The sequence below is a fragment of the Jiangella aurantiaca genome (genome assembly GCF_004349105.1).
Lineage (GTDB): Bacteria > Actinomycetota > Actinomycetes > Jiangellales > Jiangellaceae > Jiangella > Jiangella aurantiaca.
Genome location: NZ_SMLB01000003.1, coordinates 189420 through 207685 on the forward strand (window position 1 = coordinate 189420; position 18266 = coordinate 207685).

20 protein-coding genes are annotated in these 18266 nt (G+C 72.7%); 12 read left to right on the plus strand and 8 right to left on the minus strand.

Going from position 1 to position 18266, the window contains the following annotated elements; genetic code table 11:
- Positions 1 to 65 precede the first annotated feature (65 nt).
- From E1262_RS03370 to E1262_RS03385, 4 genes are all read left to right on the plus strand, one after another.
- The gene (locus tag E1262_RS03370; RefSeq protein WP_132101621.1) at positions 66 to 1355 is read left to right on the plus strand and encodes a glycoside hydrolase family 15 protein; all 1290 of its coding nucleotides are present in this window, start codon (positions 66 to 68) and stop codon (positions 1353 to 1355) included.
- 85 nt (positions 1356 to 1440) lie between these two features.
- Entirely contained in the window at positions 1441 to 2319 is an 879-nt protein-coding gene (locus E1262_RS03375; RefSeq protein WP_132101622.1) for a YajG family lipoprotein, read from the plus strand.
- Positions 2320 to 2408: 89 nt separating this feature from the next.
- Positions 2409 to 2768, plus strand: a complete 360-nt coding sequence (locus tag E1262_RS03380) for a YciI family protein (RefSeq protein WP_132101623.1) — start codon at positions 2409 to 2411, stop codon at positions 2766 to 2768.
- Positions 2765 to 3979, plus strand: coding sequence for an RNA polymerase sigma factor (locus tag E1262_RS03385; protein WP_132101624.1), 1215 nt, complete (start codon positions 2765 to 2767; stop codon positions 3977 to 3979). The genes E1262_RS03380 and E1262_RS03385 overlap by 4 nt, the downstream gene beginning before the upstream one ends.
- On the opposite strand, the gene E1262_RS03390 is transcribed toward E1262_RS03385, so the two are convergent.
- On the minus strand, positions 3972 to 4553 hold the full coding sequence (locus E1262_RS03390; protein WP_132101625.1) for a dihydrofolate reductase family protein: 582 nt from the start codon (positions 4551 to 4553) through the stop codon (positions 3972 to 3974). The genes E1262_RS03385 and E1262_RS03390 overlap by 8 nt on opposite strands.
- Between E1262_RS03390 and E1262_RS03395 the strand changes: the two genes are divergently transcribed.
- Positions 4552 to 5550: an RNA polymerase subunit sigma-70 gene (locus E1262_RS03395; RefSeq protein ID WP_132101626.1), complete on the plus strand. Its 999-nt coding sequence runs from the start codon at positions 4552 to 4554 to the stop codon at positions 5548 to 5550. The genes E1262_RS03390 and E1262_RS03395 overlap by 2 nt on opposite strands.
- 7 nt (positions 5551 to 5557) lie before the next feature.
- On the opposite strand, the gene E1262_RS03400 is transcribed toward E1262_RS03395, so the two are convergent.
- The 5 genes from E1262_RS03400 to E1262_RS03420 are packed head-to-tail and all read right to left on the minus strand — an operon-like array spanning position 5558 to position 11592.
- Entirely contained in the window at positions 5558 to 7006 is a 1449-nt protein-coding gene (locus E1262_RS03400) for a sulfatase-like hydrolase/transferase (RefSeq protein WP_132101627.1), read from the minus strand.
- Positions 7003 to 8298, minus strand: a complete 1296-nt coding sequence (locus E1262_RS03405; protein WP_132101628.1) for a Gfo/Idh/MocA family protein — start codon at positions 8296 to 8298, stop codon at positions 7003 to 7005. The genes E1262_RS03400 and E1262_RS03405 overlap by 4 nt, the downstream gene beginning before the upstream one ends.
- Positions 8299 to 8300: 2 nt before the next feature.
- The gene (locus tag E1262_RS03410) at positions 8301 to 9164 is read right to left on the minus strand and encodes a carbohydrate ABC transporter permease (protein ID WP_132101629.1); all 864 of its coding nucleotides are present in this window, start codon (positions 9162 to 9164) and stop codon (positions 8301 to 8303) included.
- Complete coding sequence (locus tag E1262_RS03415) at positions 9164 to 10183, minus strand: carbohydrate ABC transporter permease (RefSeq protein ID WP_132101630.1); 1020 nt, start codon at positions 10181 to 10183, stop codon at positions 9164 to 9166. The genes E1262_RS03410 and E1262_RS03415 overlap by 1 nt, the downstream gene beginning before the upstream one ends.
- Positions 10184 to 10188: 5 nt before the next feature.
- Positions 10189 to 11592, minus strand: a complete 1404-nt coding sequence (locus E1262_RS03420) for an ABC transporter substrate-binding protein (protein WP_132101631.1) — start codon at positions 11590 to 11592, stop codon at positions 10189 to 10191.
- A 131-nt stretch (positions 11593 to 11723) separates the two neighbouring features.
- On the opposite strand from E1262_RS03420, the gene E1262_RS03425 reads away from it, so the two are divergent.
- Both E1262_RS03425 and E1262_RS03430 read left to right on the plus strand, forming a co-directional pair.
- Entirely contained in the window at positions 11724 to 12731 is a 1008-nt protein-coding gene (locus E1262_RS03425; protein WP_162605751.1) for an Lrp/AsnC family transcriptional regulator, read from the plus strand.
- 279 nt (positions 12732 to 13010) lie between these two features.
- Positions 13011 to 13565 (plus strand): GrpB family protein, encoded by a 555-nt coding sequence (locus tag E1262_RS03430; RefSeq protein WP_203453495.1) that lies wholly within the window; start codon positions 13011 to 13013, stop codon positions 13563 to 13565.
- On the opposite strand, the gene E1262_RS03435 is transcribed toward E1262_RS03430, so the two are convergent.
- Together E1262_RS03435 and E1262_RS30160 are read right to left on the minus strand one after the other, a co-directional pair.
- Positions 13537 to 14109, minus strand: a complete 573-nt coding sequence (locus E1262_RS03435; RefSeq protein WP_203453496.1) for a DUF389 domain-containing protein — start codon at positions 14107 to 14109, stop codon at positions 13537 to 13539. The two genes, E1262_RS03430 and E1262_RS03435, sit on opposite strands and share 29 nt — an antisense overlap.
- 188 nt (positions 14110 to 14297) lie before the next feature.
- Positions 14298 to 14459 carry a hypothetical protein gene (locus E1262_RS30160; protein WP_162605752.1) on the minus strand — a complete coding sequence of 54 codons (162 nt, stop codon included), beginning with the start codon at positions 14457 to 14459 and terminating at the stop codon, positions 14298 to 14300.
- A gap of 75 nt (positions 14460 to 14534) precedes the next feature.
- Between E1262_RS30160 and E1262_RS03440 the strand changes: the two genes are divergently transcribed.
- Genes E1262_RS03440 through E1262_RS03460 form a run of 5 tightly spaced genes read left to right on the plus strand, consistent with a single transcriptional unit; the run spans position 14535 to position 18265 of the window.
- A complete protein-coding gene (locus tag E1262_RS03440) occupies positions 14535 to 15479 on the plus strand; it encodes a 2-hydroxyacid dehydrogenase (RefSeq protein WP_203453497.1) in 945 nt (314 codons plus the stop codon).
- 7 nt (positions 15480 to 15486) lie between these two features.
- A complete protein-coding gene (locus E1262_RS03445) occupies positions 15487 to 16266 on the plus strand; it encodes a carbon-nitrogen hydrolase family protein (RefSeq protein WP_132101634.1) in 780 nt (259 codons plus the stop codon).
- Positions 16263 to 16838 (plus strand): molybdenum cofactor guanylyltransferase, encoded by a 576-nt coding sequence (gene mobA, locus E1262_RS03450; protein ID WP_132101635.1) that lies wholly within the window; start codon positions 16263 to 16265, stop codon positions 16836 to 16838. The genes E1262_RS03445 and mobA overlap by 4 nt, the downstream gene beginning before the upstream one ends.
- A 41-nt stretch (positions 16839 to 16879) precedes the next feature.
- Positions 16880 to 17143 (plus strand): DUF6457 domain-containing protein, encoded by a 264-nt coding sequence (locus tag E1262_RS03455; protein ID WP_132101636.1) that lies wholly within the window; start codon positions 16880 to 16882, stop codon positions 17141 to 17143.
- Between the two features lie 24 nt (positions 17144 to 17167).
- Positions 17168 to 18265, plus strand: a complete 1098-nt coding sequence (locus E1262_RS03460) for a potassium channel family protein (protein ID WP_203453498.1) — start codon at positions 17168 to 17170, stop codon at positions 18263 to 18265.
- Position 18266 lies beyond the last annotated feature (1 nt).

An 18266-nucleotide genomic window follows, 5' to 3' on the forward strand; every position in this document is an offset into this window, starting at 1 on the left:
CCGTTTCACCGCGGCCCGGGGTGTTCCGCCCCGGGCCGCGGTGCGTTCGTGCCTACGGTGTGTCGATGCAGCCCAACACGAGCGAGCTCGGCACCCGGGGCACGGCATGGTCGCCGGAGACCCGGCTCTACTCCGACGGCGTGGTCATCGGCACCGACGGCGCGCCGCTGGTCGTCCCGCCGCACAGCGCCCGGCGGCGGCTGTCCGGCACCGGCTACCTTGACCCGGAGTCCGGCGCGCTGCCCGGCGCGGCCGTCCCGACCGGCGACGACGTCGACGCCGCGCGCGAACTGCTGGCCGCCACGGAGCTGCCGGGCCGGGGCACGCCGTACCAGGCGATGGCCGAGGGGGCGCTGGTCGACATCGGCGTGCTGACGTTCCCGAACGGCGCCGCCGTGGCGGCCGGCAGCCCGTACTGGCGCTACGTGTGGCCGCGCGACGCCGGGTACATGGCGGCCGCGCTGACGGTGTGCGGCCGGCCGGAGCCGGCGTTCGCGCAGCTGGCGTACGTGGCCGCCATGCAGGAGCGGGACGGCACGTGGCAGGCTCGGTACCTGCCCGACGGCTCGCGCGATGTGCCGGACGACCGCGGGCTGCAGCTGGACGGCATCGGCTGGACGCTCTGGGCGACGTGGCTCTGGGCCGGCGCGACCGGCGGCGCCGCCGGGCCGCTGGCACCCATGGTCCGGGCTGCCGTCGACGCCGCGCTGGCCGCGCTCGACCCGGCGACCGGGCTTCCGCGGGCATCGCAGGACTTCTGGGAGGTGGACCTCCACGAAGCCACGCTCGGCTCGGCCGCGCCGCTGCTGCTCGGCCTGCGAGCCGGCCGCGAGCTGCTGCCGTTGCTCGGCGGGCCGGACGACACCGAGCTCGCGGCCCGCTCCGCGGACGGCGCCGACCGGCTGGCCGCGGCGATCACCGACGGGTTCGGCGCCCATGGCTACGCCCGGCGGACCAGCGGCACCGGCGGGCGGGACGCCTCGGTCGCATTCCTGCTGCCGCCGTTCGCCCCGGCCACTGACGGCGTCGAGGCGGCCTGGCGCGCCGCCGTCGATGCGACCACTCTCGGCAACGGCGGTGTCCGTCCGGGTGAGGAGTGGACCGACCTCGTCACCGGGTGGACGCCGCAGGTGTCGCTGCACGCGCTGACGGCCGCGTCGATCGGCGACACCGCGCTCGCTCACCGGCTGCTCAGCTGGCTCGACCTGCGCCGGACGGCGCTCGGCGCGCTGCCGGAGAAGGTCACCGCCGACGGCCGCCCGGCCGCCGTGGCGCCGCTCGGGCTGACCGGCGCGACCGTGCTGCTGGCGCTGGCCGCCCTCGACGGGCGCCCGCTGCCGGTCCCTCCTGGCTGACGCCGTCGCGGGAGATTGTCGCGGGGCGTCGGCCGCGAGGTCTCAGGCGGCAGTGAGCCCTCCGAGGTAGAAGGGATAATGGACCATGCGCCGGTTGCGGTTCGTCCTGACCCTCGTGGTGACGGCGATCCTGGCCGGCATCGCGGCGGTCGTCGTCGCGCTGACCACCGGCGATGACGACGAGGTCACGGGCGGCGACGGCGCGGCGAGCCCGACGCCCGACCTCACCGTCACCGCGGAGATCCGCCGCTCGTTCAACCGTTCCGGCCTGGTCGTCATCGCCGTCACCAACCACGGCGCCGCGCCGGTCACCGTCACGTCGGCGGAGCTGCTCAGCGACTCCTTCGAGGCCATGGGGCCGCAGTCGTTCGACTCCACCATCCCTCCCGGCGACACCCCGCGCGATCTCCAGCTCGAGTACGGTCCGGCCCGGTGCCCCGACGGCGTCGACTCCGAGGCCGTGCCGTCACAGGTCGAGCTGGTCGCAAGGGTCGAGGGCGGTGCCGAGCACGAGCTGATGCTCGACCTGCCGCACCCCAACGGCACGCTGAACCGGCTGTTGCGCACCGACTGCGGCGCTCAGGTGCTGCAGCAGTCCGTCTCGCTGACCATGGGGCCGCTGGTGCCGAATCCCGACGGCACGCTCACCGCGATCCTGACGGTCACACCCGTCGACGCCGGCGTCACCCCGGCCATCACCGACACGCGGGGCAGCGTGCTCTTCGAGGTCACGCCGCAACCCGACCCCGCGCTGCCGCCGGGACAGCTGCGGGTCGTCGCCGACATCCTGCGCTGCGGCGGCCACGCCATCGGCGATGCGAAGCGTCCGTACGGCTTCACCGCGTGGATCGACCTCGGCGACGGCGAGCAGATCCCCACCGCCATCCCCGTCGACACCGGCCACCGCGCCGCCCTCGACGCGATGCAGGCGCAGCGGTGTGCGGGCCGCAACGATGAGAGCTGACACCGCCGGCGTCGTCGAGAACCGCGCCGCGGCTCCGACCCACTGCTGAGAGCGCCCGACGGCGGCGCGCACGAGACGGGAGCGACCCGATGAAGTACATGCTGATGATGTTCGGCGACACCGGCACCATGCTGGCCACTCACTCGAAGGAGCAGATCGAGGAGATGATCGGCTTCATGGTCCAGCTGGACAAGGACCTCGAGACCTCCGGCGAGCTGGTCTTCCAGCAGGGCCTGGCCGACCCCGGCACCGCCAAGACGGTGCGACTGCAGGACGGGCTGCCAGTGACCACCGACGGCCCGTTCGCCGAGGCGAAGGAGTCGCTGATCGGCTTCTGGGTGGTCGACGTCGAGAGCGAGGAGCGGGTCCTCGAGCTGGCCGGGCAGATCGTGAAGTACTCGGGCCGGCTCGAGGTCCGCCCGGCGATGGACGCCCCGCCGGACCTGTGACCGAGCCTGCTGTCGAGGACCTGCTGCGCGAGGCCGCGCCTCAGGTCCTCGGTGTGCTCGTGCGCCGGTACGGGCAGTTCGACGCCTGTGAGGACGCCGTGCAGGAGGCGCTGCTGGCTGCCGCGACGCAGTGGCCGGTCGACGGCGTGCCCGACAGCCCGCGCTCGTGGCTGGTGACGGTGGCCTCGCGCCGGTTCGTCGACGAGGTGCGCAGCGCGGAGGCCCGCCGTCGCCGCGAGGAGACCGTGGCCGCGCTGGACCTCGTCGAGCCGGGCGAAGTGGAGCAGTCCGACGACACGCTCACGCTGCTGTTCCTGTGCTGCCACCCGGCGCTGCCGCTGCCCGCCCAGCTGGCGCTGACCCTGCGCGCCGTCGGCGGTCTGACGACGACGGAGATCGCGGCGGCGTTCCTGGTGCCCGAGGCGACGATGGCGCAGCGGATCAGCCGGGCCAAGCAGAAGCTGCGGGCCGGCGGCGCCCGGTTCGACCCGCCGCCGCCGGAGGAGCGGGCCGGCCGGCTGCGCGCCGTCCTGCACGTGCTCTACCTGATCTTCAACGAGGGCTACACCGCCAGCTCCGGCACGCGGGCGGTACGGACGGACCTCACCGGCGAGGCGATCCGGCTGACCCGGTTGCTGCTGCGGCTCGCGCCCGGTGACGGCGAGGTCACCGGGCTGCTGGCGCTGATGCTGCTCACCGATGCCCGCCGGGCGGCCCGCACCACCGGCGACGGCGTCCCCGTCCCGCTGGCCGAGCAGGACCGGTCGCGCTGGGACGCCGGCCAGATCGCCGAGGGCCTCGCGCTGCTCACCGGCGTGCTCGGCGGCGGCCCCGTCGGCCCGTACCAGCTGCAGGCCGCGATCGCCGCCGTCCACGACGAGGCGCCGACCGCCGACGCCACCGACTGGCCGCAGATCCTCGCGCTCTACGAGGTGCTGGAACGGGTGGCGCCCGGCCCGGTCGTCACGCTCAACCGGGCCGTCGCCGTCGCGATGGTGCACGGGCCGCGGGCCGGGCTGGCGCTGCTCGGCACGCTCGACGCCGACGATCGGATGGCGCAGACCCACCGGCTGGACGCCGTCCGGGGTCACCTGCTCGAACTGGCCGGCGACCCGGACGGTGCCCGTGTGGCGTACCTGCGCGCGGCCAAGCGGACGGCGAGCGTGCCGGAACGGCGCTACCTCGCGCTGCGGGCCGCCGGTCTCACCTGAGCACGCGGTAGCGGACGTGCGTGGCGGCGTCCGTCGGCACCACCTCGACGGTCTCCAGCCGGACGTGATCGGCGCCGGTGCGGTCGAACAGCCGGATCCCATCGCCGAACAGCACCGGCACGATGTGCAGGGAGATCTCGTCGAGCAGGCCGGCGGCGAGGTACTGCTGGGCGACGTTCGCCCCGCCCATGACCGCCACCACGCCGTCGCCGGCCGCGGCTCGAGCCTGCGCGAGCGCGTCCTCGATGCCGGTGGTGACGAACATGTAGACGCCGTTCTCCGGCGACTCCGCGGGCGCCTCGTGCGTCAGCACGATCAGCGGCCGCCGGGCCGGCCCGGTTGGGCCGTCGGCGCCCCACCACCGGATCGAGTCCTCGTAGTTCTTCCGGCCGGTGATCAACGCGCCGAGCCGGCCGACCGAGTCGGCTGCGTACTCGCGGTTGTTGTCGTCGGCGCCGAAGGCCCAGTCGTGCAGCCGCTCGCCGCCCTTGCCGAGGGGCTCGGCGGGTGTCTGGCCGCCCGCCGTGATGAAGCCGTCGAGGGAGATGCTGATGTCCAGTACGAGTGTGTTCATGCCCCGTGTAACGACGGCTCCGGCGCGGACTCATCGGTCCCGGCAGAATGGTCCGGTGGACGACTTCACAGCGGCCATCCACCGGCACCGGCGCGAGCTGCACGTGCACTGCTACCGGATGCTCGGCTCGTTCGACGACGCCGAGGAGGTCGTCCAGGAGGCGCTGCTGCGGGCGTGGACGCGCCGCGACTCGTTCGAGCCGGGCAGCAACCTGCGCGCCTGGCTCTACCGCATCGCCACCAACGCCTGCCTCGACCTGCTGCGGCAGCGGTCCCGCCGGCCCGAGCAGGTGCGCTCGTTCGCCGAGGTGCCCTGGCTGCAGCCGTATCCGGACCGGCTGCTGGACCAGGTCGCGCCGAGCGCCGACGAGCCGGAGGCCGTCGTCGTCGGGCGCGAGACGATCGAGCTGGCGTTCGTCGCGGCCATGCAGGCGCTGCCGGCCCAGCAGCGCGCGGTGCTGGTGATGCGCGACGCGATCGGCTGGTCGGCCGCCGAGACCGCGGCCATCCTCGAGACGACGGTCCCGGCCGTCAACAGCGCGCTGCAGCGGGCCCGGGCTACCCTGCACCGCTCGCCGCGGTCGCCCGAGGCGAGCCCGCCGCGCACCGTTCTCAGCGCCGAGGAGCGTGACTTACTGGACCGCTATGTCGCGCTGAGCGAGCACCCTGACGTCGAGCGCATGGCCGCGCTGGTCCGCGACGACATCCGGGTGACGATGCCGCCGCAGCCGGTCTGTTACGACGGCTTGGCCGCGCTGGCGCCGTTGCAGGAACTGGCCTTCGGCCCGGACGGCCTCGGCGACTGGCGGCTGCTGCCCACCACCGCCAACCGGCTGCCGGCCACCGCCTGCTACCTGCGGCCGCGTGCCGAGCCGGACGACCCGTTCACCGCGTTCAAACTCGACGTGCTCCGCGTCGAGGACGGGCTGATCGCCGAGATCACGACCTTCGGCCCGGAGCTGTTCCAGGCCTTCGGGCTCCCCGCGCAGCTGCCCTGAACGGCGGTCAGTGCCGGACGTCGAGGTGGAAGGCCTCGGTGTGGTAGCCGGGCCAGGCACTGGCCCGCTGCTCCGCGATGGTGTCGTTCAGCGGCGGGACGGCGGGCAGCGCGCCGCCGTCGAGATGGTGCTTCCCGCCGGCGTCGGCGACCGCCGTCACGAGGCGGTCGCGCCAGCCGGCGAGGTCGGCGGCGGAGACGGTGCGGGCGAGGTCGTACCGCTCGTCCGGGTCTGACGTGAGGTCGAACAGCTGCTCGGCCGGCCCTTCCGGGTACCAGATGTACTTGCGCCGCCCGTCGGTCATGGCCAGGTAGTACGGGACGCCCGGCGGGCCGGCGTCGCCGCCGGCCAGGCCAACCACGACGCGCGACTGGTCGCCCTCGGCGGCCAGCGCGACGAGGTCGACCCCGTCCACGTCGCCGCCCACCGCCCCGCCCCCGGCCGCCACCAGCGTCGGCAGCACGTCGGCCAGCGTCACCGGAGTACGGACCGCCGTGCCGGGTGCCACGGGCGAGCACCCCGCCGCCGGACGCACGATCAGCGGCACGCCGGCCGCCGCCTCATGGAAGAACACCTTGTTGCCGGTTCCGTGGTCGCCGAGGAACTCGCCGTGGTCGGACGTGAACACGATCGTCGTGCGGGCCAGTTCGCCGACGTCCTGCAACGCGGCCAGGACCCGGCCGAGGTTGTAGTCGATCTGTGTCACCAGGCCGTAGTACGCCGCCCGCGCCGCCCGGACCGTCGCCGGGTCGAGCAGGTCGAACGAGCCGCGGTGCCGTTGCCGCCGGAACGCGGCCGGCGCGTCGTCGCCCGCCCAGTCCCCGATCACCGGGTCGGGCAGAGGCGCGTCCCGGTACATCGAGCAGTACGGCTCGGGCGGGTCGAGTGGCGGGTGCGGCTTGCTGTACGACAGCCAGAGGAACAGCGGCCGGGTCGGGTCGCGGCGGTAGCGGATGTGCTCGACGGCTCGCTCGGACAGCCACGACGTCAGCGTCTGCGCCTCCGGGACGGTCGCCATCGCCGGGTAGAGCTCGTTCTGCCCGATGCCGTGCCGCATCGCCGCGACGCCGGTCCGGTAGTAGTCGTCGGGCAGGATCAGCTCCTCGAAGCCGTGGTGCGCCCGCGGCGGCGTGAAGTGCATCTTCCCGATCCCGACGGTCGCGTAGCCGAGCGCGCCCAGCCGGGCCGGCAGCGTCGGCGCACCCGGCGGCAGCACGTCGGCGGTGCGGCCGTTGTGGGTCATCCCGTGCCGCAGCGCGGAGCAGCCGGTGAGCAGCGTGATCCGCGACGGCACGCACACCGGCGTCGACGCGTAGGCGGCGTCGAACCGGATGCCCTCGCGTGCCAGCTGGTCCAGGTGCGGCGTGCGCAGGAACGCCGGCGCGCCCGGGCCGGCGGTGTCCCGGCGCTGCTGGTCGGTGGTGACCAGCAGCAGGTTCGGCCGCGGCGCGTTCATAGGTACTCGACGGTGCCGTTCTGCCGGGACCGCTCGGCGGCGAACGCCACCCAGTGGCTCTCCAGGCTCTCCTCGAACGCGCTGGGCGCGGCCTGGACGGGCAGCCCGGCCCGGCGCCGCCGGATCCGCTCGGCGAAGTCGGCCGTCAGCCCGGCGTCGCCGCCGGAGTGCCCGCCGTGGCCGCCGGAGACCCGCTCCACGTACCGCTCGGCGGGCGGCAGGCCGGCGACCGTCGGCCCCGAGGCGCCGAACCGGACGACCTCGATGCGGCCGGCGTCCAGGTCGGCGTTGATCTCGCCGTGGCTGCCCATCATCGTGATGAGGCGGGTGTTCCGCTCGGTGAACGCCGACACGACCAGGGATGCCGTCACGCCGTTGGCGTAGCGCAGCGAGGTCGTCTGGTGGTCGACGACGTCGTTGTCCATGCGGTAGACGCAGCGGCCGTAGTCGGTCTCGCGCAGCGCCTTCAGCCGGCCCTCCGGCGACGGGTCGCTGGTGATGACGGAGACCGGCCAGGTCTCGACGCCGGCCAATTGCTCGACGTAGAAACGGTGCGCGTTGTACGGGCAGCTGGCCGCGACGGCGCACCCGTCGATGCACCGGTCGGTCGAGCCGGGCGGCGCGTTCTCGATGCGGAAGTGCCGCCGGTCGCCGAACGACGACACCGCGATGCACGGCGAGCCGACCAGCCAGCGCAGGATGTCGAGGTCGTGGCAGGCCTTGGCCAGCAACATCGGGCTGGAGTCGGCGGCCCGGTGCCAGTTGCCGCGGACGTAGCTGTGTGCGAAGTGCCAGTAGGCGATGTGCTCGGCGTGCTGGACGCCCTGCAGGTCGCCGATGTGCCCCTCGTCCAGCAGCCGCTTGAGCGCGTTGAAGAACGGCGTGTACCGCATGACGTGCGAGACGGTGATCGCGCCGGGCCGGTCCTTCGCGGCGGCGATCAGCCGGTCCAGCTCGCTCGGTGTCGGCGCGATCGGCTTCTCCAGCAGCACGTCGTAACCGAGCTCCAGCGCCCGCAGGGTCGGGTCGACGTGCATGCGGTCCGGGGTGGTGACGATGACGGCGTCCCAGGGGCCCGGCCCCGACAGGGCCGTCCGCCAGTCGCCGTACCGATGCTCCGCCGGCACGCCGTGTACGTCGCCGACCGCGGCCAGCCGTTCCTCGTCGCGGTCGGCGATGCCGGTGACCACCGCCGCCTCGGGATGCCGCAGGCACCAGCCGGCGTAGGCCTGGCCGCCGCGGTTGCCGGCGCCGATCACCAGCAACCGCACCGGCGCGTCGAAGTCCGTCATGCTCACCCCTTCTCGGCCCCGGCGGTGAGGCCCTCGACCAACAGGCGCTCGGCGGCGAAGAACAGCGCGATGACCGGCAGCGTCAGCAGCACGGACCCCGCCATCAGGACGGTCGCCGACACGCTGATGTCGTCCAGCTGTGCCAGGCCGAGCGAGACCGTCCAGTTGTCCCGGCTCTCGAGCAGGAAGAGCAGCGCGAACAGGTACTCGTTCCAGGCGATCATGAAGACGTAGAGCGCGGTCGCGGCGATCGACGGCATCGCGAGCGGCAGCACGATCCGGACGATCACCTGGACCCGGTTGCAGCCATCGACCATCGCCGCGTCCTCCAGTCCCTGGGGGATGGACCGGAAGTAGTTGCGCAGCATGTACACCGACACCGGCACCGTCGACGCCAGGTAGATGACGATCAGCGCCGGCAGCTCGCCGCGCAGCCCGAGCCGCGAGAACAGCACGAACAGCGGGATCGCCATGACGATGCCGGGGAACATGTAGACGGCGAAGAACGAGACGTTGACGACGTTCTTGCCGGGGAAGCGCAGCCGGGTCGCGGCATACGCCCCCAGCACCGACAGGAGCACGGTCGCCATCACGGACCCGAGCGCGACGATCAGCGAGTTCCCGAAGAACGACAGCAGGCCGTAGCCGCCGTCCTCCGGCGACGCGATCACCCGCCGGTACGCCTCCAGGTTCAGCTCGCTCGGCGACGGCACGCCGAGCGGGTCCGAGAGCACCGCCTGCAGCGGCCGCACCGACAGCAGCAGCATGTAGAACAGCGGCAGCACGCAGGCGACCAGCACGACCGCCAGCCAGAGCACCCGTGCCACCTCGAGGATCCGGGTCTCCACCCGTTCTCGCGATGCCATCAGATCTCCGACTCCTGCTTGAGCACGCCGTACCGGTAGTAGACGGCGAACGCGATGATCAGCACGACGGACATCAGAAGGCCGAGCGCGGCGGCCCCGCCGACGTCGTTGCGCGAGACCAGGTACTGGTAGACCTGCACCGCGACCACCTCGGTACCGGCGGCGCCGCGGGTCAGCAGGTACACGTCGTTGAAGTTCTGGAACGTCCAGATGAACCGCAGCAGCACCAGCAGCGCGATGACGCCGGACAGCTGCGGCGCGACGACGTACCGGAACCGCTGCAGCGGGGTGGCGCCGTCGACGTGCGCCGCCTCCTCCAGGTCGCGGGGCATCCCCTGCAGCCGTGCCAGGATGAACAGGAACGCCAGCGGGAACGTCTTCCACGCCTCGAACACGATGACGGTGAGCAGCGCGATCGGGACGTCGAACCCGGCGCCGAACACCTCGATCCGGTGGAACCGCTCGCTGAGGAACCCGATCGGCTGGTCCCAGCCCAGCACGTCGACGCCGAACACGTTGACCGGACCGAACTGCGGGTTCAGCAGCGTCCGCCAGACCAGTGCCGCGCACACCACCGGGATCACGTACGGCACCAGCACGAACGCCCGGATGATCATCCGGCCGGGGAACCGGTGCCGCAGCGCCAGCGCCGTCGCCAGTCCGGCGCCGACCGACAGCACCGTCCCGCCGATGCTGTAGATCAGCGTCGTGCGGACCATCTCCCACAGGTCGGCACTACCCAGGACGGTCTGGAAGTTGCGCAGCGTCAGGGTGATGTCGAAGACGTTCTGCAGGTCGATCAGCCGCAGCCGCTGGAACGACATGATGATCGTCCACAGGAACGGCAGCACGACCACCAGCAGGACGATCAGCACCGTCGGGCTGACCAGCACCAACCCGGCGCGCGCCTCACGGGCCCGCAGCGAGCGGATGCGGCCCTTCCTGCCCCGGCCGCCCTCCGGGCCGGCGGCTGCCGGTTCGGCGTTCACGCCGGGCGGGGCGAGCGGTCCGGATGCCATGGGCGTCAGCCCAGTTCGGCCTGGAGCCGGCTGGCGCTCTCGTCCATCTGCGCGGCCGCCTCTGCCGACGTGATGGCGCCGTCCAGCGCGTCGCGCAGGATGTTCGTCAGCTCGAGGTCGCCGTACATCGCGGTCACCAGGGCGCCCTGTCCCTGCGGGAAGCCCCAGCGCTCGAATCCGGTGGCGCCCTCGGCGATCGTGTCGATCGCCTCCTGCCCGTACAGCTCGCCGACGGTCACCGTCTGTGTGCCGCTGCCGACCGCCAGCTCGGTCCAGCCGTCGACGTAGGACGTGTCGCCGGCCTCCGGTCCGTTGCGCATCGGGAACCGGCCCTCGGGCGAGATGGACAGGAAGCCCATGTACCCGTCGCCGAGCAGGTAGCGCACCAGCTCCTTCGCGGGCTCGGTGTCGGCGGACGTGGTGATGCCCAGGTTGATGGTCAGGCCGAACTGGGTCGGCTCGTCGCCGGACGGGCCCTGGAACAGCGGCAGCATCGTGGTGCGGTCGACCAGCCACTGCTGGTCGGCGGCGCACTCGGCGCAGGTCAGCGGCGTGTCCGGGAACAGGCCGGCGAGCTCGTCGAGCAGGTGCGGCGACCACGACGTCATCGCCGTCTGCCCGGCCAGGTAGTTGGCCCGGGTGGTGTCGACGTCGCCGGCGCCGGTGGGCGCGTACTGCGCGAGGTCGACGTAGAACTGGATGGCCTCCTCGCACTCGGAGCTGTCCAGCGTCACCTCGCCCTGGTCGTCGACCAGCTGGCAGTCGTTGGCCAGCGCGACGTGCTCGAAGACCTGCATGGTGAAGCCGTCGCCGCCGGAGCTGCCGACCGCGAAGCCGGAGACGCCGTTCTGCCCGTTGAGCGCCTCGGCGGCGGCGATCGCGTTCTCGTAGGTGGTCGGCTCCTCCATGCCGGCGGCCTCGAACAGGTCGGTCCGGTAGAAGATCATCTGGCCCCAGCCGTCCGACGGGACGGTGGCGTACTCGCCCTCGGCGTCCTCGACCCGGATGAGGTCGAGCGCGCTCTCGTTGAACGTATCGGCGCCGAACTCGTCGATCAGCTCGCTGGCCACGGCGGAATCGAGGATGCCCTCACCAACCCAGCCGGCGGCCAGCTCGACGCCGTGCACGACGACGTCGGGGAGGTCACCGGCGGCGGCCGCGGACACCATCGCCTGGGAGAGGTCGGGCGCGCTGACGCCGACCAACTCGACGTCGATGCCGGACTGCTCGGTGAAGTCGGCCAGCACCTGCTGCATCGTCGCGATCCGGTCGGCGGTGTCGTAAACGGTCCACAGCGTGATGCTGCCGCCGCCCTCACCGGAGCCCGCGCTGTCGCCGTCGTCGTCACCGGAACATCCCGCCGCGACCAGGCCGATCACCGCGAGTGCACTCAGAGGTCGTCGCCACATGATGCCGTCCCTCCTCGGTGGGGCGCCTGCAGATGTGGGGCACCATGTTTGGAAAATCTGATTCAAGGTGTCAACGAATGGAAAAGGTATGCAAGGAATCGTGAACGAAGGGCGGTGATCTGATGAAATCGGTGAAGATCGACGAACTCGACCGGCTCGTCATCGCGGCCCTGCTGGCGCACCCACGGGCCACCCACGCGGCCATCGGGCAGGCGGTGCGCAGCTCCGAGGCGACGGTGTCGCGGCGGCTCGCCAGGTTGCGGCGTTTCGGCGCGGTCCGCGTCGTCGGCGCCCTCGACTCGCAGATCAGCCACCGGGCGCGGTCGGTCTTCGTCCGGCTGCGGTGCGCGCCCGGCGCGGCCGACGAGCTCGCGCTGCCGCTGGCGCAGTGGCAGGAGACCGGGTCGGTCAAGGTGCTGACCGGCAGCGTCGACTGCGTCGCCGAGGTCGCCTACACCTCCAACGAGCACCTCTACGCGCTGATGATGCATCGGCTCCCGCAGTTCGACGGCGTCATGGCGACGTTCAGCAACCAGGTGATCCGCCGGTTCTCGACTCCGCACGGCTGGAACCCCGGCCTGCTGCCCGACACCGTCGTCGCCGAGCTGCGGGCGGACCGGCGCGACCGGTGGAGCGAGCACCCGGAGCCCGACGAGGCGGCGCCCATGTCGGAACTGGACGAGCAGATCCTCACCGCGGTCATCGAGGACGGGCGGATGAGCTGGCAGGACCTCGCCGCCCGGTGCGGCGTCACGCCCAGCACCGCGCGCCGGCGCACCGAAGCCCTGATGGCCGCCGGCGTGCTGCGGATGCGCACCGTCGTCGAGCCGGAGGTGCTGGGACTGACGGTGAACGCGTTCGTCTGGCTCACCATCAACCCGACGAAAATCGGCCTCGCCGGGGAGATCCTGGCCCGGCACCGCAACGTCGTGATGATCGCGGCGACCACCGGCGACCGGAACCTGTGCGGCGAGATCGCCGTCGCCAGCGACAGCGCGCTCTACGAGTTCCTCTCCGAGACCGTCGGTCACCTACCCGGACTCATCCACGCCGACGTCGCGGTGGCGCTGCGCACCGTCAAACGGGCCGGGATGATCGCGCCGGAGCTGCGGACGGCCGTCGCTCCCTCGCTCCCGTGATCTTCAAGGATCGCCTGCATCACCAGGATTTCTGGAGCCTCAACACGATCGCAGACAACGATCGCAGGCGTGGTGAGGCTCCAGAAAACGTGGTGACGTGCCCCGGATCACGGTGAGACCGCCGCGGCGCCCGACGCCCAGCCCGCCCGTCGCCAGACTCCCCCGTCCCCGTGACAGGCGCCCGTTCGTAGCCGTCCGCGCCGTGAACGGGACCGGAACTCCTCGCGATCATGCGAATCTCATGCGTCACGACGGCCATCGGAGGGCTATCGTCGAGGCATGCACGAGAGTGATGCAGCGCACGATGCTGTGCGCCGCGACCCTATAGAGATCCTTCCTTACGACACCGCGTGGCCCGAGTCCTTCGAGCAGCAGCGCCTGCGCGTCGAGCCGGCCCTTCGCCCATGGCTGATCGGAGCGGTCGAGCACGTCGGCAGCACGGCGGTGCCGGGCCTGCCCGCCAAGCCCATCATCGACATGATGGCCATGGTGGCGTCCTACGAGGACGCCCAGGGCACCGTCGCCGCCATGCAGGAGATCGGCTGGACGCATGTGTGGGAGGCCGGCGACCAAGAGCTGCGGCGCTGGTCGTTCTGCTACCCCGATCCCGCCTGGCGCACGCACCACCTGCACGTCGTCGAGTACGTGTCGCAGCTGGGCCGCGACTGCCTGGCCTTCCGCGACCACCTGCGGCGCCACCCCGAGGACGCGCGGAAGTACGCCGAGATCAAGCAGAGCCTGGCGGCGGTACACCACGACGACCGCCCGGCCTACCGCGCGGGCAAGGCGCCGTTCATCGAGGACGTCATGCGGCGGGCCTCCGTCCAGCACTGAGCCGGGACAGCCGGCCGGCGGTGGCCTTCAGCACGAGCAGGGTCAGCATGCCGGCCAGCACGATCGCGGCCATGTTGACGCCGAGCTGAACGGCCGCGCCTCCCAGCTCGTCGGCGTCGCCGAGGGCCAGGGCCAGCCCCAGGTTCCCGGCGGCGGGCACCGTCGTCACCGAGATGAACACGCCCACCAGCGCACCCGACTTCGCGGACGTGAGCGACAGGATGCCGGCGATCCCGGCGATGAACGCCACAACGAACGACCACCGGTCCGGCCGCCAGATGAACCCCGTGAGCGGCCGGTCCGCAGTCAGCACCGACGGGTCGATCCACCCTGCCCACGACGCGAGCAGACCCGGCACCGTCGTGACGACGATGGCGATCGCGAAGCCGACCACCAGGGTGATCAGCGACTGGCGCACGATGCTGAACCGCCCGTGCACCAGCCCGACGGCGATGCCCGCGAGCGGGCCGAACTCCGGCCCGACGACCGTGGCGCCGACGACGAGGATCGCGGAGTCGAGCACGATCGCGACCGCGGCGAGCACGGCGGCCAGGCTCAGGAACCAGACGAACGTGTTCGAGACACGGAGTCCTCGTCGGCGCGGCGCATGACCGCGATACTGGCGACGCCTGGTCGCTCCGCCAGCAGAGCGACGATGCGATCGGTCGTCTCCGCCGGCGTCGTGACGCGCAGGTGCAGCACGGCGCCATCGTAGAGGCGCCGCGGGCCGCGTCAGCGCAGCATGTTCGCCAGCAGGGTGGTGTCGCAGGGCCAGGCCGAGCCGCAGACGGCACACAGCCCGGCGTCGTCCGCGTGGTCGTTGAGCACGGTGTTGCCGTCGGTGAGCCGGAGCGGGGTCGCGGGCTCACGTTCCTTGACGTCCATGCCTCTCATCCAAAGACGATCATGTTGAGTCCGCGGTGCCGGGGCGTGACGGTGGCGTGAACAGTGGCTTGTACCCTTGCGCCCGTGACTGACGGCGTGATCCTGCAGGTCGGAGGGCTCCATCCCACGGTCGAGCGCGAGCTCGCGACGACCTACGGCGCGCTGCGGCTGCCGTCGGCGCCCGGTGCGGCCGCGGCGTTCCTGGCCGAGCACGGCCCCGAGGTCACCGTCGCCGTCACGAGCGCCGGCATGGACGCCACGCTCATCGGCGCGTTGCCGAGGCTGGCCGCCGTCATCAACCTCGGGGTCGGCTACGACGCCGTCGACGTCGCGGCGCTGAAGCCGCGTGGCATCGTGCTCAGCAACACCCCCGACGTCCTCACCGACTGCGTGGCCGACCTCGCCGTCGGCGGGCTGATCGACGTGTTCCGCGGCATGTCCGCCGGCGACCGGTTCGTCCGCCGGGGCGAGTGGGCCGCGGGGCACACGTTCCCGCTGCAGCGACGGGTCAGCGGCATCCGGGTCGGCATCCTCGGTCTGGGCCGCATCGGCCGGGCCATCGCGCACCGGCTCGAGGCGTTCGGCTGCACCATCACGTACCACAACCGCCGCCGCGTCGACGACGTCGCGTACGGCTACGCCGGTTCGCCGCTGGAGCTGGCCCGCGACGCCGACGCCGTCATCGTCACCACGCCCGGCGGCCCCGACACCCGGGCGCTGGTCTCCGCCGAGGTGCTCGCGGCGCTCGGCCCGGACGGCTACCTGGTCAACGTCGCGCGCGGCAGCGTGGTCGACCAGGACGCGCTGGTGGCGGCGCTGACCTCGGGTGCGTTGGGCGGCGCCGCGCTGGACGTGTTCACCGACGAGCCGCGGGCGCCGGAGGAGCTGTTCGCGCTGGACAACGCCGTGCTGCTGCCGCACATCGGCAGCGCCACCGTCGAGACCCGCGAGGCGATGGCCCAGCTGGTGCTCCGCAACCTCGGACGGTTCCTGGCCGACGGGACGCTGGTCACCCCGGTGCCGCTTTAATGGCGGCATGAGGGTAGTCCTGGCCCAGCTCTCGGCGAGCACCGACGCCGACGCGAACCTGGCGGCGATCCGGCGGGTCACGGACGGCGTCGCGGCGGACCTCGTCGTGCTGCCGGAGGCGGTCATGCACGACTTCGGCGACCCCGCGATGCCGCTCGGCCCGGTCGCCCAGCCGCTCGACGGCCCGTTCGTCGGCACGCTGGCCGAGGTCGCCCGTGAGGCCGGCGCCGTCGTCGTCGGCGGCATGTTCGAGCGCTCCGAGGATCCCGACCGGCCGTACAACACGCTGGTGGCGGTCGGTCCCGACGGCGCCGCGCGGGCCACCTACCGCAAGGCGCATCTTTACGACTCCTTCGGCTACCGCGAGTCCGAACGGCTGCGCGCCGGCGATCCGGTGCCGGCCGTGTTCGACGTCGACGGCGTCCGGCTCGGCCTGCTGACCTGCTATGACCTGCGCTTCCCGGAACAGGGCCGGGCACTGGTCGACGCCGGTGCCGACGCGTTCGTCGTCCCGGCGGCCTGGGTGCGCGGGCCGCTGAAGGAGGACCACTGGCAGACGCTGCTGCGGGCCCGGGCGATCGAGAACACCGTCTACGTCGCCGCGGCGGCGCAGACCGGGCGGACGTACTGCGGGCTCAGCCAGCTGGTCGACCCGCTCGGCGTGGTCGTCGCCGCGCTGGGCGACGAGGAGGGCCGGCTGGCCGCCGAGCTCGACCCCGCGCGCATCGCGGCGGCGCGGGAGCGCAACCCGGCGCTGCGGCACCGGCGGAGCTGGCCGGCGCCATGACCGAGCTGGGGCCGTGGGTGGCGGTGATCCTCGCCGGCGGGTCCGGGCGCCGGCTGGGCGGGACGGACAAGCCCGCCCTCGTCGTCGGCGGGCGGACGCTACTGGACCGGTCCGTCGCGGCGGCCACCGAGGCGGGCGCCGCCCAGATCGTCGTCGCCGGCCCGCAGCGCGACACCGTCTCGCCGGTCACGTGGACCCGGGAGGACCCGCCCGGCGGCGGCCCGCTGGCCGGGCTGGCGGCCGGCCTGGCCGCGCTGGACCTGGCGCCGGAGGCCGTCGTCGTGCTCGCCGCGGACCTGCCGCGGGTATCGTCGGCACTGGTGGGACGGCTGCTGGCCGGGCTGGGGCCGGACACCGACGCCGTCGCCGTCGTCGATGCCGCCGGCTGGGTACAGCCGTTGGTGGCGGCCTACCGGGCCGGGCCGCTGCGCGCCGCGCTGGACGCCGTCGGCGATCCGCGGAACCGGCCGGTCCGCGCGCTGCTACCGGGCCTGCGGGTGGCGACGCTCGCCGACGACGACGGTGCCGCGGACATCGACACGCCGGGCGACCTGGCCCGATGGCGGCCGTGATCAGTAGAGGATGTCCGGACGGCGGGAGGAAGGTACGTGCCATGGAGAGCTGGGTGACCGCGTTGTGCGAACGATTGGGGGTGCCGGTCGACGACGTCGACGTCGGCGGGATCCTCGACCTCGCTCGTGACGCCGCGCACACGGTGGAGCGGCCGGCCGCACCGGTGACGACGTTCATCGCCGGCTACGCTGCGGCGACCAAGGGCGGCGGCGCGGCCGCCGTCAACGCCGCCCTCGACGCCGCCGGCGAGCTGGCCCGCGACTGGAACGATGGTCCCGACGCCGCCACGCCGACACTGCAGTGAACGGCATCCGCTAGCGTCACGGCTGTGCAGACCAAGAGCTCCGTCCACCTGCCGGCGCCCGCCGAGGTGGTCGACCCGCTGCGCCTGCTGACCAAGCGGGTCATCATCGCGTTGGCGGTACTGGTGCTGACGGCGCTGCTCGTCTACGTCGACCGCGACGGCTACAACGACAACTCCGACGGCTCGGTCGACCTGCTCGACGCGTTCTACTACACGACCGTCTCGCTCTCGACCACCGGCTACGGCGACATCACGCCGGTGTCGGACACCGCGCGGCTGGTCAACATCGTGCTGATCACCCCGATGCGGGTGCTGTTCCTGATCGTCCTCATCGGCACGACACTGGAGACCCTGACCACCCGGAGCCGCGAGCAGGTGCGGCTCAACCGCTGGAGGAAGAAGTTGCGCGACCACACCGTCGTCATCGGCTACGGCGTCAAGGGCCGCAGCGCGGTGAACACGATGCTCGCGAACGGCATCTCGACGGAGACGCTGGTCGTCGTCGACCCCGACCCAGCGGCCATCGCCGAGGCGAACGAGCAGGGGCTGGTCGCCGTCATGGGCGACGCTACCCGCACCGAGGTGCTGCGCCGGGCCGGCGTCCCGACCGCCAGCCGCATCGTCATCACCACCGCGCGCGACGACGCCAGCGTGCTGGCCACGCTCACGTGCCGGCAGCTCAACCAGACCGCGAACATCGTCGTGTCGGTCCGCGAGGCCGACAACCTCGCGCTGGTCCGGCAGGGCGGCGCAGACGAGGTGGTCACGTCGTCCGACGCCGTCGGCCGGATCCTGGGCCTGGCCACCGTCAGCCCCGCGCTCGGCCACGTGCTCGAGGACCTCACGACCTCCGGCGTCGGTCTCGAGGTGGCCGAGCGGCTCGTCTCGCCGCGCGAGGAGGGCAAGCAGCCGCGGCAGATCACCGACCTGGTCGTGGCCGTCGTGCGCGATGGCGACGAGCTGCCGTTCCACTCGCCGGCCATCGGGCACCTCGTCCGCGGCGACCGCATCGTCGTCATCCGGGCGTCCGAGGAGTACCCGTGGGCCCGGCGCGAGGACACCCGCGAGGCCCCGCCCGCGGTGGCGGAGGACCCAGCGGACCGTCCGCCGGGCGGCGTCTGAG